At 36.7% G+C, this 24,617-nt stretch carries 19 protein-coding genes; 2 read left to right on the top strand and 17 right to left on the bottom strand.

The features are described from left to right. Positions 1-44: 44 nt before the first annotated feature. The 14 genes from ACECE_RS0214080 to ACECE_RS0214015 form a co-directional block, all read right to left on the bottom strand. On the bottom strand, positions 45-2,321 hold the full coding sequence (locus ACECE_RS0214080) for a glycoside hydrolase family 3 C-terminal domain-containing protein (protein WP_010248325.1): 2,277 nt from the start codon (positions 2,319-2,321) through the stop codon (positions 45-47). A 263-nt stretch (positions 2,322-2,584) separates the two neighbouring features. Further along, the gene (gene purD / locus ACECE_RS0214075; protein WP_010248322.1) at positions 2,585-3,844 is read right to left on the bottom strand and encodes a phosphoribosylamine--glycine ligase; all 1,260 of its coding nucleotides are present in this window, start codon (positions 3,842-3,844) and stop codon (positions 2,585-2,587) included. 180 nt (positions 3,845-4,024) lie between these two features. After that, positions 4,025-5,569: a bifunctional phosphoribosylaminoimidazolecarboxamide formyltransferase/IMP cyclohydrolase gene (purH, locus tag ACECE_RS0214070; protein ID WP_010248319.1), complete on the bottom strand. Its 1,545-nt coding sequence runs from the start codon at positions 5,567-5,569 to the stop codon at positions 4,025-4,027. 19 nt (positions 5,570-5,588) lie between these two features. Beyond that, positions 5,589-6,215, bottom strand: a complete 627-nt coding sequence (gene purN / locus ACECE_RS0214065; RefSeq protein WP_010248317.1) for a phosphoribosylglycinamide formyltransferase — start codon at positions 6,213-6,215, stop codon at positions 5,589-5,591. Next, positions 6,209-7,231, bottom strand: coding sequence for a phosphoribosylformylglycinamidine cyclo-ligase (gene purM, locus ACECE_RS0214060; RefSeq protein ID WP_010248315.1), 1,023 nt, complete (start codon positions 7,229-7,231; stop codon positions 6,209-6,211). The genes purN and purM overlap by 7 nt, the downstream gene beginning before the upstream one ends. 95 nt (positions 7,232-7,326) lie before the next feature. Next, entirely contained in the window at positions 7,327-8,769 is a 1,443-nt protein-coding gene (purF, locus tag ACECE_RS0214055; RefSeq protein ID WP_010248312.1) for an amidophosphoribosyltransferase, read from the bottom strand. A 37-nt stretch (positions 8,770-8,806) separates the two neighbouring features. Further along, on the bottom strand, positions 8,807-9,322 hold the full coding sequence (gene purE / locus ACECE_RS0214050) for a 5-(carboxyamino)imidazole ribonucleotide mutase (protein ID WP_010248310.1): 516 nt from the start codon (positions 9,320-9,322) through the stop codon (positions 8,807-8,809). A gap of 40 nt (positions 9,323-9,362) precedes the next feature. Beyond that, positions 9,363-10,760, bottom strand: coding sequence for an NCS2 family permease (locus ACECE_RS0214045; protein ID WP_010248309.1), 1,398 nt, complete (start codon positions 10,758-10,760; stop codon positions 9,363-9,365). Positions 10,761-10,990: 230 nt separating this feature from the next. Next, complete coding sequence (locus ACECE_RS0214040) at positions 10,991-11,986, bottom strand: AEC family transporter (RefSeq protein ID WP_010248307.1); 996 nt, start codon at positions 11,984-11,986, stop codon at positions 10,991-10,993. 258 nt (positions 11,987-12,244) lie between these two features. After that, on the bottom strand, positions 12,245-13,780 hold the full coding sequence (guaA, locus tag ACECE_RS0214035; RefSeq protein ID WP_010248306.1) for a glutamine-hydrolyzing GMP synthase: 1,536 nt from the start codon (positions 13,778-13,780) through the stop codon (positions 12,245-12,247). 108 nt (positions 13,781-13,888) lie between these two features. Next, positions 13,889-14,824 (bottom strand): TIGR01212 family radical SAM protein, encoded by a 936-nt coding sequence (locus tag ACECE_RS0214030; RefSeq protein ID WP_010248304.1) that lies wholly within the window; start codon positions 14,822-14,824, stop codon positions 13,889-13,891. A gap of 17 nt (positions 14,825-14,841) precedes the next feature. Beyond that, complete coding sequence (larC, locus tag ACECE_RS0214025; protein WP_010248302.1) at positions 14,842-16,155, bottom strand: nickel pincer cofactor biosynthesis protein LarC; 1,314 nt, start codon at positions 16,153-16,155, stop codon at positions 14,842-14,844. Positions 16,156-16,175: 20 nt separating this feature from the next. After that, on the bottom strand, positions 16,176-16,922 hold the full coding sequence (larB, locus tag ACECE_RS0214020) for a nickel pincer cofactor biosynthesis protein LarB (protein ID WP_010248300.1): 747 nt from the start codon (positions 16,920-16,922) through the stop codon (positions 16,176-16,178). 18 nt (positions 16,923-16,940) lie between these two features. Then, complete coding sequence (locus tag ACECE_RS0214015) at positions 16,941-17,816, bottom strand: Rossmann-like and DUF2520 domain-containing protein (RefSeq protein ID WP_010248297.1); 876 nt, start codon at positions 17,814-17,816, stop codon at positions 16,941-16,943. Positions 17,817-18,191: 375 nt separating this feature from the next. On the opposite strand from ACECE_RS0214015, the gene ACECE_RS0214010 reads away from it, so the two are divergent. After that, on the top strand, positions 18,192-21,188 hold the full coding sequence (locus tag ACECE_RS0214010) for a hypothetical protein (RefSeq protein ID WP_010248295.1): 2,997 nt from the start codon (positions 18,192-18,194) through the stop codon (positions 21,186-21,188). 78 nt (positions 21,189-21,266) lie between these two features. Here the strand turns inward: ACECE_RS0214010 and prfB are convergent. Then, a protein-coding gene (gene prfB, locus ACECE_RS0214005) for a peptide chain release factor 2 (protein ID WP_205410185.1) occupies positions 21,267-22,377 on the bottom strand; the annotation gives its coding sequence in 2 pieces (ribosomal slippage) (positions 21,267-22,301 and positions 22,303-22,377; 1,110 coding nt in all). Between the two features lie 244 nt (positions 22,378-22,621). Beyond that, complete coding sequence (locus tag ACECE_RS0214000; RefSeq protein WP_010248289.1) at positions 22,622-23,293, bottom strand: helix-turn-helix domain-containing protein; 672 nt, start codon at positions 23,291-23,293, stop codon at positions 22,622-22,624. Between the two features lie 258 nt (positions 23,294-23,551). On the opposite strand from ACECE_RS0214000, the gene ACECE_RS27570 reads away from it, so the two are divergent. Then, positions 23,552-23,704 (top strand): aspartyl-phosphate phosphatase Spo0E family protein, encoded by a 153-nt coding sequence (locus ACECE_RS27570; protein ID WP_010248284.1) that lies wholly within the window; start codon positions 23,552-23,554, stop codon positions 23,702-23,704. Positions 23,705-23,790: 86 nt separating this feature from the next. On the opposite strand, the gene ACECE_RS0213990 is transcribed toward ACECE_RS27570, so the two are convergent. Further along, positions 23,791-24,609 carry a Cof-type HAD-IIB family hydrolase gene (locus tag ACECE_RS0213990; protein WP_010248281.1) on the bottom strand — a complete coding sequence of 273 codons (819 nt, stop codon included), beginning with the start codon at positions 24,607-24,609 and terminating at the stop codon, positions 23,791-23,793. Positions 24,610-24,617 lie beyond the last annotated feature (8 nt).

Here is a 24,617-nt window from a genome sequence, read left to right as displayed (position 1 = left end):
AAATATGATTGTACATAAAATTTAACCAATCTTCAAGAAATACTTCAGCTATTCCCCAGCACTTTTATAAGTTCATCCACCATATCTTTGGTTATTTCCCCTCTACTGAAGCCAGGTAATGCTCTTAAAGGTGTATATTTTACCATCTCTGTTACAGTACTTTTCTTAGTCTCTTTCAACCCTTTTTCCATTCCGAACTTTTTCAAATATTCATACATAACTCCATTTGCTTTAATTAATCCGTCAGGATCCCCAATTATATCTCCAACTGTTGAATTTATATCATATTTCCTATTTATCTTTATTGTAGAATTAACCCTGACAAGACCTTTTAGTACAATTTCCTGTGAGGACTTTCCAATAAGTATCTCAAAATCTCCCGTTTCTACATACCAATCCTTGATTTCAGTATTATAATAGGCAAACGCTCTTTTGTTCAGAGCAAAAGTTACTGTCTTCTCTTCACCTGCATCAAGTTCAACCTTCTCAAAACCTTTTAGCTCCTTGTCAGGTCTTACAACACTTTTTTCAACATCTCTTACATATAGCTGAACGATTTCTTTCCCACGTACTTTTCCGGTATTCTTAACCCTTACACTTACATTTAGTACATCAGTATCGAAAATCTCATTTTTACTCAACTTTATATCGGTGTACTCGAAATTTGTATAGCTAAGTCCAAAGCCAAACGGAAATAGAGGTTTTATATTTTTTGCGTCATAATACCTGTATCCTACAAATAGCCCTTCCCTGTATTCAACCCGATCTCCCTCTCCCGGAAAATTTAGATATGAAGGATTATGACTAAGCTCCACAGGAAAAGTTTCAGCTAATTTTCCACAAGGGCTGAAATCACCGAATAGCACATCCGCTACAGCATCACCTGTCGCCTGACCGCTAAGGTAAGTTTCCAATACAGCTTTTACCTTGTTTATCCACGGCATTTCTATTGGTGAACCATTACTTAGTACTACAATTGTCTTGCTTTGCACTTCTGCAACTGCCTCAATAAGTTTAATATGATTTTCAGGTATTCTCAAATGTGTCCTGTCATATCCCTCTGATTCATATTCTTCAGTCAATCCTACAAATACAACGGCTACATCTGATTTTATAGCAACTTCCTTTGCCTCGTTTATCAACTTTTCATCTACAACGTCATTTTCTGATTCATATCCCTGTGAGTAGTTTATTTCGGCCTTTTGCCCCACTGACTTTATTATTCCGTCATATGCACTTTCGAGCATAATCGGTCTGACATGAGAGCTGCCACTACCCTGATACCTTGGCTCCTTTGCAAAAGCTCCAATCAACGCTATAGTACCTTCTCTTTTTATAGGTAAAATGCTATTTTCATTTTTCAACAGAACCATAGACTCTCTTGCAGCTTCCCTTGCCAATTCGTGATGAATTTTCTTATCAAAAGTGGCATTTGCCTTTTTATTATCAACAGCCCTGAAGGTTATTCCCAATAATCTTTCTACCGCCTTATCAAGAATTTCTTCGGACAATCTGCCGTTTTTAACAGCATCTACTATTTCCTTATCTCTCTCTCCACCACTTGAAGGCATCTCCAACTCCAGACCGGCTTCAAGTCCAGCTACCCTATCATTAACTGCTCCCCAATCCGATACTACAAAACCATCATGCCCCCATTCATTTCTCAAAACATCGGTAAGCGTATACTTATTTTGAGAGCCAAATTCGCCGTTGATCCTGTTATAAGAACACATAACAGTCCACGGCTTTGACTGCTTTACAGCACCTTCGAAGCTTGCAAAATAAATCTCCCGCAGTGTCCTTTCATCAATAACCACATCAATAGTCATTCTTCTATGCTCCTGATTATTGGCACAGAAATGCTTTAATGATGCACCAACCCCCTGGCTTTGCACTCCCCTGATGTGGCTGGCAGCTATTTCAGTTGAAAGGTAAGGGTCTTCAGAAAAGTACTCAAAATTTCTTCCGCATAGGGGTGAACGCTTTATATTAGCCCCGGGTCCTAGAAGTATATAAACACCTTCCGCCTGGCACTCTTCCCCTAATGCTATTCCAACCCTTTCTACAAGTTTTCTGTCCCATGAACAGGCTAATCCAGACGCAGTAGGAAAGCATGTGGCCGGAATACTATTATTAATGTCAAATAACTCTTCTACACTCTCATCTTGCTTCCTTAATCCATGAGGGCCATCAGTCATCATAATTGAAGGTATTCCGAGCCTTTTTACAGCCTTAGTATTCCAAAAATCCAACCCGGAACATAAACTGGCTTTTTCTTCAACAGTCATTTTGCTAATAATTTCCTTAATACTCTTATCCATACCCTTCCTCCTAATCGCATAGTGAACAAAGAAACGCTACCTTGTTTCCTTTAAACCGAAAAGCATTACAAGACTAAATTTATCAATCTCATCTCGTCAGTACTCTGAACTTCCATATTATTCTTTTCTTTATCTGCAATTACTATTCCTGCTTATTTACGATATAAAAATTCAGTATTATCCCTTAATATTTCTTTGACTTCATACAAAAAAAGTGCTCCGGCAGATCATCCAATCTACCAAAGCACTTATATGTTTTCCTTTTACTTAATGCCTATATCTTTTCTGTAGTGCATATCTTTAAAACTTACCTTTGCAACACCTTCATAAGCCTTTTTGATTGCCAGATCAAGGTTGCTCTCTACAGCGGTAACTCCTAAAACTCTGCCGCCTGCAGTATAGTACTTTCCATCCTCAAATTTTGTGCCGGCATGGAATACAACTGTGCTTGAATCTTTTTGTGCTTCATCAAGGCCTGTTATTTCATAGCCTGTCTGATACTTCTGAGGGTATCCGCCCGATGCCATAATAACACACACAGCAGCATTATCTTCCCACTCTATATTAACTTCATCAAGCTTTTCATCTATTATGGCATTGAAAATTTCGATTAGGTCAGTCTTTAGCCTTGGAATTACAACCTGAGTTTCAGGATCTCCAAATCTTGCATTGTACTCAAGAACCTTCGGTCCTTCACTGGTTACCATAATTCCGAAATACAATATTCCCTTAAACTTTCTGTCCTCTTTATTCATTGCATCCACTGTCGGTTTGAATATTTTCTCCATACAGTAATCTGCCATTTCTTTGGTATAGATTCTGCTTGGCGAGAAAGTACCCATACCTCCGGTATTAAGACCCTGGTCATTATCTAGTGCCCTCTTGTGATCCTGTGAACTCACCATTGGCTTAACCGTTTTACCATCAGTAAAAGCAAGTACAGAAACTTCAGGTCCTACCATGAATTCCTCTATTACAACCTTGTTTCCTGCTTCTCCAAATGCCTTATCCTCCATGATATTAACAACTGCTTCATTCGCTTCTTCAATATTCTGAGCAATTATAACACCTTTACCCAAAGCTAATCCATCCGCTTTTATAACTGTAGGGAATTTCTGAGTTTTCAAGTATTCCAATGCATCACTGCTTTTATCAAAGACTTCATACTTTGCTGTAGGAATGTTATATTTCTTCATAAGATCTTTAGCAAAAGCTTTGCTGCCTTCTATTATGGCAGCATTTTTCCTTGGTCCAAATGCCCTGATTCCCTCTTTTTCAAGGGCATCCACCATACCTGCTGCAAGCGGATCATCGGGTGCAACAACAACCATATCTATACTCTTTTCCTTTGCAAAGCTTACCATTCCATCTATATCCATAGCCTTTACAGGCACACAATTTGCAATAGCTGATATTCCACCATTTCCAGGTGCACAATAAAGTTCCTTTACCTGCTTGTTCTGAGCTATTTTCCATACAAGCGTATGTTCACGTCCACCGCTGCCTACAACCAAAACCTTCATCATACCACTCCTTAAATAAAATCTCAAAGGTGTTTAAACCTAGATGCCTATTCCATAAGTACACCAATTTTCCCAAGAACTAAAGATTCTTCGCAACTTTCTTTGCACAATATGGTGCAAACCTATCAGGGGATAAGCTTATAAAAAGCTATCCCCTGTAGCAGTAAATAGCATATTAAATTAGTGCTTAAAGTGTCTCTTTCCTGACATTACCATAGCTATACCATACTTATTGCAGGCATCTATAGATTGCTGGTCATTCACAGATCCGCCTGGATGAATTATTGCAGTAATGCCTGCTGCTGCAGCTGCTTCTACACAATCAGGGAATGGGAAAAATGCGTCGGAAGCCATAACAGCACCTTTAGCACGCTCTCCAGCATATTCGATTGCAATCTTTGCAGCCATTATTCTGTTAGTTTGGCCAGGGCCAACTCCTAAAGACTGTTTGCCTTTTGCAAGAGTTATGCCATTGGACTTGGTATGTTTTACTACCTTCATCGCAAAAATAAGGCTTTCCAACTCTTCCTTCGTAGGCTTCTTATCAGTAACAAATTGTAGCTCATCAACATTCAAAAGCTCGTTATTATAGCTTTGAACCAACAAACCGCCTGCAACCTTTTTCATATCGTATGTACCGGCTGGGAGTTTTGCTGAAATATTGTCTAACTGCAGTACTCTGATGTTCTTCTTCTGAGTAAGAATCTTCAGCGCTTCTTCTGTATAAGAAGGCGCAATAACAATTTCAACGAATATCTTGTTGATTTCCTGTGCTGTTTTTTCATCAATTTCTCTGTTTGCAGCAATGATTCCACCAAATATTGATACGGGATCCGCTTCATAAGTTTTTACATAAGCGTCATAAATATTATCGGCACTTGCAACTCCGCATGGATTTGCGTGCTTAACTGCTACAACTGAGGGCTCGTCAAATTCCTTCAAAAGGTCAAGAGCTCCATTGGCATCATTGATATTATTATAGGACATTTCTTTACCATGAAGCTGTTTTGCTGAAGATATACATCCGATATTTGCACCTATTTCTTTGTAGAAAACAGCCTTCTGATGAGGATTTTCTCCATATCTCATATCCTGAACCTTTTCAAAAGTAAGTGATAAAGTTTGTGGGAATTCCTCTTCTCCAACCTTATCCCTCAAGTACTTTGCAATCAATGTATCATAGTGGCTTGTGTGCTCGAATACCTTTGATGCAAGCTTGAATTTAGTCTTTACAGAAATCTCTTTTGATGACTTAAGTTCATCTATAACCATCTGGTAATCTTGAGGATCAACAATTACAACTACATCCTGATAGTTCTTTGCTGCTGCACGAAGCATTGTAGGTCCACCTATATCGATATTTTCGATAGCTTCTTCCAATTCAACATGTCCTTTTAGAATAGTTTGTTTAAATGGATAAAGGTTTATAATAACCATATCTATAGGGTCTATTCCAAGCTCTTTTATCTGTTTCATATGTTCAGGATTACTTCTCATTGCAAGAAGTCCGCCATGAACCTTTGGGTGGAGAGTCTTTACTCTTCCATCAAGGCACTCAGGGAAACCCGTAACATCAGAGATGTTTATAACATTTATACCTGCATCGCTCAATGCTTTATGGGTTCCACCAGTGGATATAATCTCCACTCCTATACTTGAAAGTTCTTTTGCAAGATCAACAATTCCGGTTTTGTCAGATACACTTATCAACGCACGCTTAATCATATTATCACTCCTAATATTTTTAATCTAAAATTTTGACTCTTCTGCCTTCAATAAATACCTTGTTTTCAGAAATCAGCTTTATAGCCTTTGGAAGTATGTCCCACTCTGCTTCCTCCATCACTCTTTTCTGTAGAGTTTCTGGGGTATCATCCTCTTTTATACAAACTGCTTTCTGCAGGATAATTGGTCCTGCATCAGCCTCAAGTTCCACAAAATGTACTGTTGCACCTGTCACCTTTACACCATACTCAAGTGCTTTAACATGAGGTGTCAATCCATAATACCCTTTACCGCAAAACGATGGTATGAGTGCAGGATGCACATTGATTATCCTGCCCTCATACCTCTTTATAAACGTTTCACCAAGTATGGAAAGGAATCCTGCCATTACTACAAGCTCTACACCATGGCTCTCAAGGTGAGAAATTAAGGCAAGGTCATATTCCTCTATCGAAGGGAAACTCTTTCTTGCTATGCACACTCCTTCAATATCGTGCTTACGTGCCCTTTCCAGTGCGTAAGTATCAGGTTTGCTGGATACCACCGTAACAATGGAGCAATTGCTCAAATAGCCGTTTTCCAACTTATCAATAATTGCCTGGAGGTTTGTGCCCCCACCCGATACGAGTACGCCTATTTTCAGCATATTTCTACCTCAGACTTTCCGCTTACTATCTCTCCGATTATATAGGCTTCTTCTTTTTCTCTGTTCAAGTAGTTTACTACTTCGTTTGCAATTTGGCTGTCTACAGCCATAGCAAGACCTACACCCATGTTAAATGTATTGAACATATCCTTATCGCTTACATTCCCAAGACTCTGTAGCAAATTGAATATAGGAAGGATAGGCCAGCTTCCTTTGAATATCTTAATTCCCAATCCTTCAGGAAGCATTCTAGGCATATTTTCATAGAAGCCCCCGCCTGTGATGTGACATATTCCTTTTATATCAAATTTATCTTTCAAGTCCAATATAGTCTTTACATATATCTTTGTTGGCTTTATAAGCTCTTCCCCAAGTGTAGTTCCTAATGCTTTAACCTCTTGTGATAATTTTTCCTTGCTTGGAGCTAAAACCTTTCTTACAAGAGAATAGCCGTTGCTGTGTATTCCTGAAGACGAAATACCTATAAGTTTATCTCCTGCTTTAATTCTTTTTCCGTTAATTACCTTGCTTTTATCAACTATACCTACTGCAAATCCTGCTACATCATAATCTTCATCAGGGTAGAAGCCCGGCATTTCCGCTGTTTCCCCTCCAATTAGTGAACAACCTGCCATAACACATCCGTCAGCTACACCCTTTACAATCTCAGCTACCTTTTCAGGCTTGTTCTTGCCAAGAGCAATATAGTCCAGGAAAAATAACGGTTCGGCTCCGCTGCAAGCAATATCGTTTACACACATAGCAACGCAGTCAATTCCAATTGTATCGTGCTTATCCATCATAAATGCAATTTTTAGTTTTGTACCAACACCATCTGTTCCCGATACTAAAACCGGTTCCTGATACTTGTCCTTATTTAGTGCAAAAAGACCCCCAAAGCCACCTATATCAGTGAGCACCTCAGGTCTGAACGTCCTTTGAACATCTTTCTTCATCAGTTTAACGCCTTCATATCCAGCTTCAACATCAACGCCGGCATCTTTATAACTACTCATTACCCTACCCCCAAAATTTATAATTTTATCAAAAACCCAAGGGCATTTAGCCCCATCGATATTAGCAAGTTTGCTTCACCTATTTGCTAGTATTATCATCCACAAGAAAACTTGGTTCCCTCTTCCGGTACTTCCATCGGATAATCTCCCCTGAAGCATGCGGTACAAAAACTACATTTTGAACCAATAGGAGTCTGTAATACACCTTCAACGCTAAGATACCCCAAGCTGTCTGCTCCAATCAAATCCCTTATTTCTTCAATATTATGCTTGGCCGCAACCAGCTGTTCTTTTGAAGAAATATCTATACCAAAGTAACATGGGAATTTTAGCGGAGGAGAACTTATCCTCATATGAACTTCCTTTGCTCCTGCATCCCTTAAAAGCTGTACAATTCTTCTACTAGTGGTACCTCTAACTATCGAGTCATCTATCATTATTACTCTTTTTCCGTCTATTGCATCCTTTAAGGCATTGAGCTTAATTTTTACGCCCTTTTCTCTTTTATCCTGATCAGGTTGTATAAATGTTCTACCAATATATCTGTTCTTTATAAGTCCAACACCATATGGTATTCCCGATTCCCTTGAATACCCCATAGCCGCTGTCAATCCCGAATCGGGAACTCCTATTACCAGATCGGCATCAACAGGATAATCCTTTGCAAGTCTTTTCCCTGCCTCCAGCCTTGATCTGTAAACACTTGCACCATCTATATAACTGTCTGGTCTTGCAAAATAGATATGTTCAAATATGCAAAGCTTTGATTCTTCTGGAGCTTTTGTCTGAACAGAGGTTAAACCATTCTTATCAATTAATACAATCTCACCAGGATTTACATCTCTTACATAACTGGCCCCAACCGCATCTAAGGCACAAGTCTCTGAAGCTAAAACATAGGATTCTTCCAACTGTCCAATACAAAGCGGCCTTATACCAAAAGGATCTCTGACTCCGATAAGTTTTTGGGGAGTCAATATAACCAGTGCATATGAACCTTTGATTTCATCCATCATTTTAACAATAGCATCTTCAATTCCCGAGGTTTTAAGCCTGCATCTTGAAATAAGATTAAGTATTACTTCCGAGTCATTGCTGGATTGAAAGATTACTCCATCTCCCTCAAGCTTTTCCCTAACCTCCGATGCATTGACAAGATTTCCATTGTGTGCAAGTCCCATGTGCCCATTCTTATATTTGATAACCATAGGCTGAGCATTATCTCTAAGACTTGCTCCCGTAGTTGAATAACGTACATGTCCAATGGCACTCTGCCCTTTTAAGCTCTTTATTGTTTCTTCATTGAAAATTTCGGGTACAAGTCCCATATCCTTATGATACGCAAATTCACCATTATTATTAACTGCAATACCTGCGCTTTCCTGGCCTCTGTGCTGCAATGCATACAAAGCATAATAAGTTAATCGGGCACTATCTAAATTATCTCTTCCAAATACTCCAAAAACGCCGCACTCCTCATTAAGCTTATCAAGCCTGAAATCCTTGTCATCAAAGATCTCGCAGCATATACTATTCATTTGTTTACCCTCATCATAGCAACTCACGGCAATTCTCCTATAACTCTTTAATCTTCTGCTGAAGCGCTTCGTTCTTATCTTCGACCTTTTTAGCAAGTTTCTTCTTATATTCTTTCATCTTTTCCCTAAGTTCAGCATTGCCGATTGATAAAATCTGTACTGCAAGCAGTGCTGCATTATCAGCACCATCTATTGCAACTGTTGCAACAGGTATGCCGCTTGGCATCTGGACTATTGACAGTAAGGAATCCAAGCCATCCATTGTAGAGGATTTTATAGGTACTCCTATTACTGGAAGCGGTGTAAATGCAGCAAGTACACCTGGCAAATGAGCAGCTTTTCCAGCTCCGGCAATAATTACTCCAAAGCCATTTTCTTCTGCACTCTTTGCAAATTCTGCTGCTTTGTCTGGTGTTCTGTGTGCTGAACACACCATTGCTTCAACCTCAACTTCAAACTGTTTCAGAAGCTTAATACAGTCCTTTAAAACTGAAAAGTCCGAATCACTTCCCATGATAACAGCAACCTTTGGATTATTTTTTGTTCTAGTCATTATAAAAACCTCCAGCCCTAAAATTTATAAATTAAAACATTTAAAATGCTCTAAAAACAAAGTCAGCTACAAAAAGTAATGTAACTATATATAATAAAGGATGCACTTCTTTAGCCTTTCCACGTGCAACTTTTGAAATTATATAAAACAAAAACCCTGCAGCTACGCCATTTGAAATACTGTATGTAAATGGCATAATAACCGCTGTAAAGAAAGCCGCTGCAGCCTCTTCAAATTCTTCCCATTTTACCTTGGTAATTGACTCCATCATCAATACACCCACTACAATTAAAGCAGGAGCAGTTGCTGCAGAAGTTACCATTCCTGCAAATGGAGCAAGAACCAAAGCCAGTAAAAAGAACATTGCTGTAAATACCGAGGTCAACCCGGTTCTTCCACCAGCACTTATTCCGGCCGCACTTTCAACATAAGTAGTTGTATTGCTGGTTCCAAGTAAAGACCCTAGTGATGTTGCAATAGCATCTGCAAACAATGCCTTATCCATTTTTGATTTTATTCCCTTACTCTTATGAAGCTCTGCTTCATCCTTCTCATCAAAAATTCCTGTTTTCCTTCCTGTTCCGAGGAATGTACCGATAGTATCAAATGTGTCTGATAAACTGAAAGCAAGCACCGTACTCAAAACAATAAAAATCTTCGATGGATCGCTAAACAACCCTACTAAATCAAGCTTAAATAAAGTTGGTGTTATTGATGGAGGAATAAAATTCGCCAGACTTAAATCAGGTCTAGGTGTCACATTTCCGATAAACAGACCAAGAACTGTTGTTGAAATTATCCCCAGCAAAATCGCACCTTTTACATTTTTCAGCATTAATACTACAGTTATAACAAGCCCAATAAGTGCCAACTGAGAAACCGGATCTGTAAAATTAACAATTGCAGGAACAACATCTTTTGCAACGACACTACCGCCAGGTAATGTAGCAGTTATATTCTGACTCTCTGAAGTAAAATTCAAAAAATGTGCCTGCTTAATTCCAATATAGGCAATAAAAAGGCCAATACCTCCGCTTATAGCATATTGAAGCGTTTCCGGTATGGCATCTATTAGCATCTTTCTTATTCGTGTTGCAGTTATAATGATATTTATGACACCGCAAATAAATACAATTGCCAAAGCCTGTCGCCAATTAAATCCCAATGCACCACATACGGTATATGTAAAGAAAGCATTTAGCCCCATACCCGGCGCTTGTGCATATGGTACATTAGCATACAATCCCATAACGAGGGTTCCTATTACCGCAGCTAAAATTGTAGCTACAAATACAGCACCAGTGTCCATACCTGTACCACCCAATACTGATGGGTTTACAAAGATAACATAAGCCATTGTGACAAAAGTTGTAAGTCCGGCAACAAATTCCATTTTAACAGTTGTACCGTGATCTTTAAGCTTGAATAGCTTTTCCATATACAATTACCTCCTGTAAATTAATAAATATTTATTTAATTCCACCTTTATTATTTCACAAAAAAACCGGAATAATGAAAAAAACAATCAAGTAAAACAGCTTTCGGCAAAATTTGAAATCTACACAAATAATACTACCAAACATGTATGAATCTTGTCAATGAGAACGGCGAAAAATTCCGAACATTATCAAGGCGAAACACGAATAATATTCGTATTTCGCCTTATCACTATTTTATTAAGCTTTGCATCCAATATACAATCAGAGGCATAGTAAATATTCCTAATATTGTCGTAATAAATACATTTTCAGTTGCTGATCTGTAGTCTGATCCGTACTCAGCCGCCAGTGCAGGAACTATTGTTCCACAAGGCATCGCGAGTTCCAGTATTATAACATACCTGGCAATAGGGTCAATCGACTTACCAAAAACCGCTAATATGAACATTGCCAAAACCGGCAGAATAATCAGTCTGAACAAAGATAAAACAAAAATGTGCGCCCTTTTAAGCAAGTCCGATACTTTTTCAATTTTAGTCTCCGATAATATCAAACCTATAAAAAGCATAGACAGCGGGAAAGTAGTCGACCCCAGCATATGGAAAGTATCGTAAATAAAACCGCTTACATTAGATAAATATGGTATGTTATTTACTGATTCTCCTAGAATTGTCTTGATAATTAAAACAATCAATCCTAAAGACAAAGCTATTGTGTTACCGTTAATCATCCGTTTGAGGTTTTCCTTCAAACTGGACTTCTCGTGTTTATTAACCAGAAATATGCCAAGAGTCCATAAAAGAGTATCATTTACAATACCAAAGATAACTGCATAAAAAAGTCCGTCATCTCCATATAAAGAACTCAGCAACGGAAATGCAAGATAGATAACATTGCCAAACATTGAGTGCATTTTATAAATATTTGATGTAGCCTCTTCAAGCCTCATAACTCTGCTTATAAGACCCCCAAAAACAAATGCAATCAGCAAAAATATAATTCCAAGCAGATATACCCAACCAATGTTAGATATTTTTTTAATATCAAGTTCACGTCCCGCCAAAGTGATAAAAATCAGGAGAGGTGCTGTTAATTTTATAACTACTTTAGATATGACCGTACCTGCATTTTCTGCAAGGTATTTTGTTTTTCCAGCGATAAACCCTATTAACCCCAACAAAGTCAATATGGATATCTGGTATACTATTATCATTACTTCTTTCATTGTTACTGCTCCCCATTGGATTTATTAGGGAATAGCTGAAATATTACTTCGAATTTTTCTCAGGGCCTATTTAGGTCAAACAGGGCGTGGAGTGAAATTATAGCCGAAGTTATATTTTCAGCCTTCCTAAATAAAAATCTCAGGGGCATTTAGCCCCATACGATTTTAGGATCTTTAATTCCCAATTTATTAAAGTAAAATCTAAAAATATTATACTTTTAAGCCTGAAGCTTAATTTACATTGTGATATACAGTAAACTACTCCCACTCAATAGTTGCAGGTGGCTTACTTGTAACGTCATACACTATCCTGTTAATATGTTTTACTTCATTTACTATTCTATTTGATATCTTCTCCAATAAATCATAAGGAATACGAGCCCAATCAGCAGTCATGAAGTCAGTGGTAGTCACTGCACGAAGCGCAAGTGTATAATCATAAGTTCTTTCATCTCCCATTACACCAACACTTCTCATACCTGTAAGAACTGTAAAGTATTGATTGATCTCTTTATCAAGACCAGCCTTTGCGATTTCCTCTCTGAATATATGATCAGAATCTCTTAAAATTTCAAGCTTTTCCTTGGTTATATCGCCAATTATTCTTATAGCTAATCCCGGTCCTGGGAATGGCTGTCTCATAACAATTTCGTCAGGAATTCCAAGCTCTGTACCTACTCTTCTTACTTCGTCCTTGAATAGGTTTCTCAATGGCTCGATTATTTCCTTAAAGTCAACATAGTCAGGAAGTCCCCCAACATTGTGGTGACTTTTTATAACAGCCGCATTACCCAATCCGCTCTCAATTACATCGGGATATATAGTTCCCTGAACAAGGAAATCTACTGCTCCGATTTTCTTTGCCTCTACTTCGAACACTCTTATAAATTCTTCACCAATGATCTTTCTCTTTGTTTCAGGATCAGTTACTCCAGCCAGCCTGTCCATAAATCTATCTTCCACATTAGCTCTTATGAGGTTTATGTCGTATTGATTTCTGAACACTTCTTCAACCTGATCTCCCTCATACTTTCTAAGAAGACCATGGTCAACAAAAATACAGGTAAGCTGCTTACCGATTGCTTTATTTATTAAAACTGCCGCAACGGAAGAATCAACTCCTCCAGACAATGCACATAAAACCTTTTTATCTCCAACCTTTTCCTTTATTGCTTTTATAGACTGTTCAACAAAGGATGACATCTTCCAGTCACCGGAACATCCGCAGACATTGAAAAGGAAATTATTTAAGATATCTCTGCCTCTTGGAGTATGAAGAACTTCAGGATGAAATTGTACTCCATAGAGCTTTTTTTGTGCATTTTCCATCGCCCCGGTTGGACAATTAGCAGAATATGCAGTCTTTACAAATCCTTCAGGCATTTTTTCAACAAAATAGGTGTGACTCATCCAACAGGTAGAATCCTTGTCTATACCTTTAAACAGTGGGCTAGATAGATCAAAGCTAATGTCTATTTTTCCATATTCGCGGGAATCTGCTTTTTTAACCTCACCGCCAAGTACATAGCTCATGAGCTGCATACCATAGCATATACCCAAAACCGGAATGCCTAAAGAAAATATCTCTTTCTCGCATATAGGCGCATTAGGGTCAAGAACAGATGCTGGACCTCCGGTAAAAATTATTCCTTTAGGATTCATTGACTTTATTCTATCTATAGAAGCGTTATAAGGAATTACTTCACAATAAACGTTTGCCTCTCTAACTCTTCTTGCTATTAGCTGATTATACTGTCCTCCAAAATCAACAACCAAAACTAACTCATTATTCAAGATAACAACTCCTTCAATAAATATGATGTCTAATTATATCTAAATTTAATATCCAATGCAAAACAAATATTGTATTGTCATATAATCAAAATTCCCATTAGAATATTATTAAAAAAGACATGTTTTTCCATTCAGATAATTAAATTTTCTTCCTTGATATCTGTTCTCATCCATCATTTTCTTCTCAATCATGTCATGCAATTTCCACCAGCTCATCCCCCAGTTGCAAAATAGACTCCGCTCCTCAGGTGCTCGCCCAATAAGTCTCTGAACTATTATTGATGGATCGAGATATTCCAGGAATGCTATTGTCCTATCTATATATTCCTCGAATGTCACCGGAACAATCTCTCCTCTAATATACCTATCTCCTAATTCAGTGCCTTTGAGTATATACAGTGAATGACACTTGACCTGATTTACCTTAAGTGCCGAAAGTATTCTTGCACCCTCAATTGTATCGTCCATTGAGTCCATGGGAAGATCTAAAATGTAATGAGCACAAGTTTCAAGTCCATAATTTCTGATAGATAATACTGCATCAATAAATTCCGCCAGAAGGTGGCCTCTGTTTAGTTCCTTCAAAGCGTGATAATTAACAGTTTGAAGCCCCAGTTCAATGACAATATCCATACCTTTCTTAATTCTAATTTCACTAAGGAAATCCAAATAACTCTCCGGCACGCAGTCAGGACGCGTCGATATATATATAGCGACAATATTATCTTGGCAAGCCTCCAGTATATATTTCTTAAAATCATCTAACGGAAGGTAGGTATTTGAATAATTCTGAAAGTACGCAATAAACTTTTCCGATTTATAATTTTCGCCAATATATTTTGAATTCTTGCCGAGCTGCTCGCTCACACTCAAGAAACTTGGCAGGTTTTCAAACCCGGCTCCCTCTTCTCCACAGAAAGCACAACCCTTAGAACTTATTCTGCCATCCCTGTTAGGGCATGTAACAGGCAAATTTAGCGGAAGCTTGTAAACTTTCGTCCCATACTTATTCTTTAAAAAATCTGAAAACTTATTATACAGCATTATAATTCCTTTATCTCCTAAATACCTTTTTTATATACAGCATTATAAACCTTCCAGAGCGGTATATCATTACTTATGGCAATTTTCCTGCAATCCTCATATTCCGGCGCAAACTTCTTAAAGTCTCCAAAACTAGAAACCTTCACCCCAACTTCACCAAACTCCGTATTCACCTTAACTATCTCCCTGTCCATTGTATACCTCTCTGAGATAGTTTTTCTTATCCCTAAAGATGAAGTTTCCTTAAGAATTGTATCCACAATAACCTGTTCCGAATCCTTTTTGCACAATGCCGTAAGTACAACAGCAGGGCGGTTTTTCTTCATATAAACCGGAGTATAGAATACATCCAATGCCCCCTGTTCAAAAAGTTTATCCATCACAAACCCAAGCACTTCCGGGCTCATATCATCAATATTTGTTTCAAGGACAATTATCTCCTCTCTGGTGTCAGTCATTTCAGCCATAGTTCCCAGAATACATCTCAGTGCATTCAGCCGTCCTGTATCCCGCTTTCCTCCTCCATAGCCAACCTTGTTTACCATGAGTGCAGGCATACTTCCAAAGTCCTCTGTAAGGCACTTTATAATTCCAATCCCCGTAGGCGTAACAAGTTCGGTATTTATATCCTCTGCAATATAAGGAATATTACCATCGGTAAGCATTTCCATAACAGCAGGTACAGGAACAGGAAGTCTCCCATGACGACATTCAATAAAGCCTGTCCCATCATGAAGAGGAGAAGAATAAACTTTATCTACTCCAAGCAAATCAAGGCATATAGCCGTGCCTACTATATCTACAATTGAATCAACAGCTCCCACTTCATGAAAATGTACTTCCTCAATAGCCTTGTTATGCACTTTAGCTTCCGCTCTTGCAATTTCTCTAAAGACTTTTTTACTAAAATCCTTTACAGTATTTTTTAGATCACTTGCATCTATCAGTATTTCAATATCCTTTAAATTTCGGGCATTGTGATCATGATCATGTTGATTTTGATGTTTTTGGTTGCAATGCTGCTGATGCTCATGGTCATTGTGGAAATGTCCAACAGAATTATTATGGCTACAGTGGTTCAAGTTTTCACTGTGCCCTTGTTCATTTCCTTTGCTATGTATTGTTTGAGAATCTTCATCTAAAATAACATCAACATCAGTTACAGTAATTGAGTTTTTAACCTTTCTCTCTATAACAATGTCATATCCTGAAAGGTTTAACTTGCCTAATTCCCTTCTAAAATCCTGTGCGTTAACACCAAGGTCCAGAAGCGCCCCCAGCACCATGTCTCCACTAATACCAGAAAAGCAGTCAAAATATAATACTCTCATATTAAAAAGTCCAATCCCTTCTAGAGTTTATTAATCATTGCCGCCAGAAAGCCTGCTCCAAATCCATTATCAATATTCACTACTCCAATACCGGTTGCACAACTATTAAGCATCGTGAGCAACGCAGACAAACCTCCAAAATTTGCCCCATACCCAACACTGGTTGGAACTGCTATCACAGGCTTATCAACCAAGCCGCTGACAACACTTGCAAGCGCCCCTTCCATTCCTGCTACCACAATAACAACATTGGCTTTCATAATAATATCTGTTCTGGCAAACAACCTGTGAATACCAGCGACACCAACATCATATATCCTTTCAACCCACTGTCCCATAGTTTCACATGTGATTGCTGCTTCCTCTGCAACAGGTATATCAGATGTTCCAGCCGTAACTACAGCAATCATCCTTTGGGATTTTGGTATATCCCTCTTTTTAACAACAACAATTCTCGCATCCTTATAATAAACAGCATCCTCTGTTATCTGACGTATACTTTCAAAAACTTCCCGTGATGCTCTTGTAGCCATAATATTATTGTTCTTTTGCATTAGTTTTTCTACAATCATCTTAATTTGCTCAAGAGTCTTGCCCTGGCAGTAAATAACCTCAGGATAGCCATTCCGTAGATTTCTGTGATGGTCAACCTTTGCAAAGCCCAGATCTTCAAATGGCAGCTTTTTGAGGTCATTAAAAGCCTCTTCTACACTTAGCTGTCCATTTTTAACATCTTCAAGCATCTTTTTCAACGATTCTGCATCCATTTTATCTTTCCCCTTTCGCTATCCCTTATTTCCAAGCACCCCATTTAACCTGAGCACATCTTCTTCATTAAGATTACCTTTTTTTAGAGCTATATCAACAGTTTCTCTTCCAAGCAACCTGTATATATCCTCAACCTCTGGAATTTCATATGAAAGTGACTTAAGGTGCTGCTCAACAACCTTATGGTCTCCTCTAGAAATTGGCCCTGTCAGAGCACTAATATATCCAAGCCCTTCAATATTATCCACTGTATTCTTCAAAAGAGGCATAAAAGCATTAACTGCTGCATCTTCATTCATGCCTGTCCTAATAAGCATTTTAAACATAATGTGAAAAAGTGTAACTGTGTAATTTGATATGATACATGCAGCAGCATGGTATAAAGGTTTATGTTCTTTGCTTATAAAGATTAATCTGCCATTTAATCTGCCAACAATCGTTTCCGCACATTCCCCCGCCTCATTGCATCCTTCAAATCCGAAAAAACAGTCATAAAGCTTTTCCCAGCCATTTTCCCTATCTGCAAAAGTCTGTATAGGATGAAAAGAACCAGTAAATGCTCCTAAATTCTCTAAAGGCTTTAACACCTCCGTAGTCAAAGCGCCACTAACATGAAAGAAAACTTTACTTCGAATCAATTCCGGCTCAAAATGCGATGCAATTCTTAAAGCCATATTCTCTATATCATTGTCCGGAAGACAAACAAAAATAACATCAGACTTTCGGACAACTGTACCCAAGTTGTTTGCTACATCTATATTTAGTTTCCTGCAAAGTAATTGACATGATTCTTCACTTTTACTGTAAATTCCGCAAATACAAAATCCAGCTTTACTTAACGCTATAGCTAAAGCGCTGCCAAGCTTTCCTGCACCAATTATTCCCGCATTCATTTTCAAAAACCCCCTCACAAGCTAAGCCAATTACTTTTTTAATAATACCACAAACCAAAATATATATACAGGTTCGTCTTAAAACTTTATTGCCATAATTTATTATATTAACACTCCATATTTACACTTTTATGGATATAACACCAACCTAACACTAAAGTTGTCTTAAGCATTTATTTCACTTATTTTACAATCAGTTTACGCTTATTGTCTAGTACCCAAACTTCTGATATGATACATATATAAAATGTTAATTTGGGAATGCTGAAAATACAGCTTTGGCTAAAATATATAAAGTTTATTTTAAATTCGACATCCAAAATAATTCTTAAATAAAAATACATGTATAATCATACATATCGAGGTTGTGTTATTATGAAAAAGGTAGTTTTTGTTATTCTTATTATGTTGCTAACTGTAGTATCTGCAATAAATACATATGCTGGAAATTCATTAAAGTTATTCTACAATGAAAATTTCTTCGACTTGAGCCAGGAAATTATTGTTCGAGGCAATGAGTTCTTTATTAATGCAGAAGAGCTTACTGCTGTAATTGGCACAGCTTGCAAAATTGACCCCTCGAATACGGCTCTGACCTTAGAAAATAACAATTTAGTAAAGAATTTTGAAATAAAAAAATATGACTACTCTTTAATAGAACCGACCTCTATTACTCACAATCTACCGGAACTAATTTGTGATAAAGTATACTTTCCTTTCAGTTTTATAACGAAGGAATATAACGTTAACATAAAATATGACCAAAAAGCAAATATTCTTTATTTCTTTCCAGAAAACGGTAAATTAGATACTTTCACGAACAAAAAATGCAATTATACTTTGAATATACCAGATAATCTTTACTTTAATCTTGATGATTCCTATGATAATTTTGATGCTAGTTCTGTTTCTGTGATAAACAATGACAATACTTTTTCTGCTTCAATTATCTGTGATGTTGTGAACAAATCCTCACTAGAGAACATGCGATTCCTTTTATCTGATTATACTTCTTCAGATAGTGAGATGTTTGACAGCATTGTAGAGTATAAGCAAAGTTATTTTCGCTCCCTTTTGGATTCATACAAAAATGAATTTCTTTTCGGCAATCTGGATAGTACTCTCAGTGAATCAAATATTAAAATTATTAAGCAATACACAGAGAACTTGTTTGGACAAGATTCAAATATTATTTTGTTTAATACGATAACTTCCAGCAAATTTTCAAGTATAGAGGATGTTAACATAATTATAACAATACCAGCTTATATTAATAAGTCAATATATTCACTGACCTTCACAATGGAAAAGGGTGCTCTTAATGATAGCAACATTAATAATATACTCCAATTAATAAAAGGGCTATCTATCACAAATCTTCCTACACAGCAGAGTGTTCCTGAAGTTCTTCATGACAACACTGCAATTAGTGCTGCAAACAGCGGTATATACCCTTCCTTATCAGCATCTGAAATCAAGTATACTGTTTTGGAAGATCCCTTAAACCTTTATAAGATCAAATATCCATCCAATTTCGTACCTTATTTGCAAAACAATTTTATTGATAACAATAGCTATAGAAGTTTTAAAATCGACCACAATAACTTTATTTCAATATCAGTAGAACATTCACCCGCAAATCCAAATAGAATTTTAAAAAAAATTAATGCTCTCAAGTCTTATTATAATGATAAAATAAAAGTCAACAACATTAATAATCAAAATATAAATGGCAAGGAATTTATTGTTCTTAACTACGAAACTGATAACAACAATAGAAAAGAATATATAACTGATTACTTTATAGCCAATGGACTCCGGTTTTATACGATAGAACTTAACAGCCTGATACAAAAGCCATCAGAAAGCATTTCAAATGAGTTTCTTAAAATAGTATCGTCTTTTGAGTTTACAACACAAGAAAATAGCAATAACACCAATAGTAATATCTCATTTGTGAAGTTCTCAAATGATCGCAAAGGATATTCAATATTCTATCCTGACGACTGGAGTATTCAGGATAACTCGCAAGATATAAATTATGACAGCTTTGAAATTACCAATCCAAACTTTTCAGGACCTTTAGATATAGTTATAAATGAATCAGAATACACATCAAACCTCACTGCTGCAGAGTTACTAAGGTATACGACCGGCTATGATTCCAGCAGTCTGGATAAATATTTTAAAAACTACATAGCACCTTACACAGGTAAGACTTTTAAGGTATTAAAAAGCAGTATCGATGCATATAATGACTTTACTATGATATATAAACTGGTAAATTATCTTGATGAAGGTGACAGATACAAAATGTGTTATTCCATTGATATTGTCAGGGACAATAAGATTAACTCATTGTATATTTCCGCTAGCGAGTATCTTTTTCAGGATGGTGTTTTAGCCGATAGGGATTTAAATTATATTTTGGATTTTATGAGTAAAAGCTTCTGTATCGAGGATACTAAGGAATACAATAAAAGCTTGCATTCGAGTGACAAGCGCAATAATAAAATAATATTTATTGAAAACTTCTTCAAGGATGCTTTAGGCAAATCCACAGTTGTTACTTTCGCTAAAAACCTAACCTCTGAAAAAGATGTGCTTATTTATATAAACAATAGCGACGAAGCTGGTGCTTACAGGCTTGTTTTTGATTACACCAACAAGAAAATTGAAGTCGCCAGCCGTGTTCTAAACCCTGAAATAGCAAAGTCTGCTGAAGAAAAGCTTCGAAATATCTTTAAAGGAAAGTATATACAAGATATATCAGTAAATTTCAACGATATGACTATATCAATTAAGTACTCAGACACATTGATTTCTGAACCAACAACCAAAGTTTATTACCTTCAGGTAACACCATCTAAAAAGGATTTTAGTATCGATTTTGTTAGAAAGTTTAATACTGAAAGTATAAAGGAAGAATGCCAGAACTTTCTTGAAAATTATCTTTTGAATGATGTTCAAGTATATTTCCCTAAAAGTTTTAATTACTTGAACGAAAATTGGAACAAGTATTATTACGAAAAGATCTTAATTCCCATTTATGCAGAATCTGATGGACAATCAGGTTATTTCTACCTAGAGGTTGACCCGGTAACCGATTGTACCAGAATATTGAAATATATTTCAACTAACGACCTAATACAAAAGATCGAAGATTATTATTTCATGACTGACTCTGATCCTGATATTGAAGTTTTGGATTATTCAACTCAAAGCGGTGATAAATTTTGTTTTAATGTATCAACCAGTTCTAAAACTGGCAAACGTTCAAACCAAACAATCTATATTTCCTTTGATGAGAAAAATCAAGACTTAACCTGCTCCCCACAAGATCTGTATTTCTCCGGAATTCTTATAGAGTAAAAAAAGGAAGTTAAAAAACTTCCTTTTTTGATGAATCCGCCAAGTAGAAGTATAAACTTCATCACACTTAGATAAGCATTAAGATTCTGAGTTAGAAAATACAAGGTATGAGTTTATAAAGCCATCTAAATCTCCATCCATTACATTGTCAACATTTATTTGCTCATAATTAGTCCTGTGATCTTTAACAAGCGTGTATGGACAGAACACATATGATCTTATCTGACTTCCCCATGCTATATCCATTTGAATTCCCTTTAAATCCTCTATCTTTTCTTTCTGCTCACGTTCCTTAATCTCGAGAAGTTTTGATTTTAACATTCTCATTGCTGTATCCTTATTTTGGAACTGTGACCTTTCAGTCTGGCAGGCCACAACTACTCCCGTAGGAATATGGGTTATCCTTATAGCCGATTCAGTTTTATTAATATGCTGACCTCCCGCACCACTTGCCCGGTAAGTGTCAATTCTTAAATCATCAGGGTTTATATTAACTTCAACATCATCGCTAAGCTCTGGCATAACATCGCAAGATGCAAATGACGTATGTCTTCTTCCAGAAGCATCAAACGGAGAAATTCGTACAAGTCTGTGTACACCTTTCTCAGACTTTAGATAACCATAAGCATTCTCACCAATAACATTTATAGTCACACTCTTGATTCCAGCCTCTTCCCCATCTAGATAATCAAGAATTCTTACTGTAAAACCTTTACTTTCACCCCATCGCGTAAACATTCTAAGAAGCATCTGAACCCAATCCTGAGCCTCAGTTCCCCCTGCCCCCGCATGAAGTGTTAATATCGCATTATTCTTATCGTAAGGACCAATCAACAAAGTTTCCAGTCTCAGTTCCTCAAAGTCCTTTTTAAACTTTTTAAAGCTATCTTCTACTTCAGTAAATACACTCTCGTCATCCTCTTCCAATCCAAGCTCACATAGCGTCTTAGCATCTTCCCATTCCTGAGTAAGCCTATTATACCTTTCCAGCTTCTCTTTCATTGTTTTTATTTTTTGTAAAACCTTTTGTGAGTTTTCAATATCATTCCAAAAATCCGGCTCGGATGCTTTCTGTTCCAACTCCTCAATATCGTTACTCATTCTAGCGATGTCAAAGAGAAGCCCCCATTTCTTTTAAAGTATTCTCAAATCCATCAATTTCCAATCTTAACTGTTCGAGCTCCAACAACTTTACCAACTCCTTGAATAATTTTTGATATCATAACATAAAAAAACTCGGGTATATTTAGTCCCGCTCTATTTTAGGAGATTTGCTCCGCAAATTCCTCAAATAAAATATTTCTAATTTTATAACATTAACAGTTTATTGTCCACATATTCTAATATAATGAGTAAAATAACACTTCCACTTTTTTGCACGGCTATTTAGCATTAAGAAATAGCTGAAATATTGATTCTGATTTTTCACGTAGCTAACCTGTATCTTTATTACTCTTGATACTCTCCAATAGCGGCTTCAATACTTCAACCGGAAGTCCTGCCTCTTGAATCTCTTTTGCAAGCTTGATATAAGAAATGCTGCTTTCCTTTAAAATCCAGTTCTTCATGTCATCACTAAATATGTCCAATGTAGTAGGAGCGTCCTCATTTTTCTCCGTCTGCTTTTGTTGACTGACTTCCAGCAGATAGAGCTCCTTTTCCTTTTCATAGCTTTCAGGAGTATTATAGCTATAAAAGAATGTGTCTCTTACTTTTGCATACTTAGCAAGAATCTTGATAGTACCGACAAAAGGCATTCTTTCTCCCTTTGCATACAACTCCAACATATCAGGAAAAATCAAAGCTCCAACTTTAATACTGATATCCTGCGAAAGCTCCTTATATGTAAAATTCCCTTTTATCAAATCAATATTATTTCCCACTGTAAGAGCGTTTAAGTCTCTACAATTTGCTCTACCTAAAATGTAGTCAATAGAAACTCCGAAATAATCGGCAAGCTTTTTTAGTATTTCATAATCCGGCTCTCTTTTGGCAAGTTCATAGGAAGCAACCGCCTGACGCGTAATGCCTAGATAGTCGGCTATATCTTTCTGAGATAACCGGCTTTGTTCTCTAAGTTGTTTAAGCATCGACGCAAAAGACATTTTTTCCCACCCCAAGAATCAATTTTAGTATATTTTACCTGTATATTTATAATAATGCAACAATTTGATTACATTTTTTTGTATTTTTTATTGACAGCAACAAAGTGTTGCTATAAAATATGTATGAAAGTCAAAGGAAATGCTTTGCAGATTTATTTTATCACAGTAGATTGTTACTATACAAGTTTTTGTTTTAAATATATTAAAAAAAGCATGGCCATGCTTAATAAATCATTTTTGTTTTTGGAGGTCGATGCCTTGAGTAGAATTGAAAATCTGAGAGAACAGTTGCATAATGTTATGGACTGCGGCGACGATTGCGAAATATTAGCAACCAGCCAGGAACTTGATACGTTGATTGTCCTATACATGAAGCTTCAGTTGAGTACCCGAAGCAATTACGTCATTTAAGTATGTTAGAAAATAAAATGTAGCGCTACAAATTATTAGTTAATCCTGCACAATTTTATATATACACTTGAAATTCGTACTATGAACTATAGTACGAATTTTTTTATTCCATAGGCAACACCATTTTCATTGTTCGAAAGCGTTACGAAATCACAAATTTTCTTTATACTATCCTCTGCATTACCCATAGCTATGCTGAGACCTGCATATTTAAGCATCGAGTAATCGTTCTCATTGTCGCCTATTGCAATTATTTCTTCTCTTTTTACAGATAACTTTTGGGAAATAATTTCCAAAGCTTTACCTTTACCTACACCATAATTTAAAACCTCAAAATTATCATAATTAGAGCTCACCACTTCAACAGTCTTAATATTATCTACAAGTTGTCTAGCTCTCATCAAGGCCTCTGATTCAGAAGACATTACAACAATTTTAGCTGGACTTGCACAGCTTTGGGCAATTATGTCCTTAACAGATTCAACTACTTTAACATCAATGCGGAAATCCCTTCTTAAGTCCTTGCTCTTAATCATATAATACAATGCTGAATAATCAAGTTTTTCCGCATACATAACGTCATCAATGTAGGTATGAAAATAAATTCCTTCACTGTGCAATATATCAATGACCCTATTACAATCTTCCTTGGATAACAGGTTGGCATAATATACTTCATCTGTTTTAAGGTCCCTAATAACAGCACCATTGCATACTATCAACGGCTCTACTAAAGATACCTGTTCCGCATATATTTTTGCTCCGGGATAAATTCTACCGGAGCAAATAACAACCTTTATACCCTTTTCAATTGCTAACTTAATACATTTCTCATTTTCTTTTGAAATTTCCTTGTTGGAATTAAGCAAAGTCCCATCAAGGTCTATGGCTATCATCTTGTACATTTAATCTA

The organism is Acetivibrio cellulolyticus CD2 (assembly GCF_000179595.2).
GTDB lineage: Bacteria > Bacillota > Clostridia > Acetivibrionales > Acetivibrionaceae > Acetivibrio > Acetivibrio cellulolyticus.
The sequence above is the reverse complement of the archived record's forward strand: the minus strand, read 5'-3'. Positions and strand labels throughout refer to the sequence as shown.

Coding starts and splice junctions, on each gene's coding strand:
- ACECE_RS0214080 (WP_010248325.1), bottom strand. CDS start 2,321: ATGGATAAGAGTATTAAGGAAATTATTAGCAAAATGACTGTTGAAGAA.
- purD (WP_010248322.1), bottom strand. CDS start 3,844: ATGAAGGTTTTGGTTGTAGGCAGCGGTGGACGTGAACATACGCTTGTA.
- purH (WP_010248319.1), bottom strand. CDS start 5,569: ATGATTAAGCGTGCGTTGATAAGTGTATCTGACAAAACCGGAATTGTT.
- purN (WP_010248317.1), bottom strand. CDS start 6,215: ATGCTGAAAATAGGCGTACTCGTATCGGGTGGGGGCACAAACCTCCAG.
- purM (WP_010248315.1), bottom strand. CDS start 7,231: ATGAGTAGTTATAAAGATGCCGGCGTTGATGTTGAAGCTGGATATGAA.
- purF (WP_010248312.1), bottom strand. CDS start 8,769: ATGAATAGTATATGCTGCGAGATCTTTGATGACAAGGATTTCAGGCTT.
- purE (WP_010248310.1), bottom strand. CDS start 9,322: ATGACTAGAACAAAAAATAATCCAAAGGTTGCTGTTATCATGGGAAGT.
- ACECE_RS0214045 (WP_010248309.1), bottom strand. CDS start 10,760: ATGGAAAAGCTATTCAAGCTTAAAGATCACGGTACAACTGTTAAAATG.
- ACECE_RS0214040 (WP_010248307.1), bottom strand. CDS start 11,986: ATGAAAGAAGTAATGATAATAGTATACCAGATATCCATATTGACTTTG.
- ACECE_RS0214030 (WP_010248304.1), bottom strand. CDS start 14,824: ATGCTGTATAATAAGTTTTCAGATTTTTTAAAGAATAAGTATGGGACG.
- larC (WP_010248302.1), bottom strand. CDS start 16,155: ATGAGAGTATTATATTTTGACTGCTTTTCTGGTATTAGTGGAGACATG.
- larB (WP_010248300.1), bottom strand. CDS start 16,922: ATGGATGCAGAATCGTTGAAAAAGATGCTTGAAGATGTTAAAAATGGA.
- ACECE_RS0214015 (WP_010248297.1), bottom strand. CDS start 17,816: ATGAATGCGGGAATAATTGGTGCAGGAAAGCTTGGCAGCGCTTTAGCT.
- ACECE_RS0214010 (WP_010248295.1), top strand. CDS start 18,192: ATGAAAAAGGTAGTTTTTGTTATTCTTATTATGTTGCTAACTGTAGTA.
- ACECE_RS0214000 (WP_010248289.1), bottom strand. CDS start 23,293: ATGTCTTTTGCGTCGATGCTTAAACAACTTAGAGAACAAAGCCGGTTA.
- ACECE_RS0213990 (WP_010248281.1), bottom strand. CDS start 24,609: ATGTACAAGATGATAGCCATAGACCTTGATGGGACTTTGCTTAATTCC.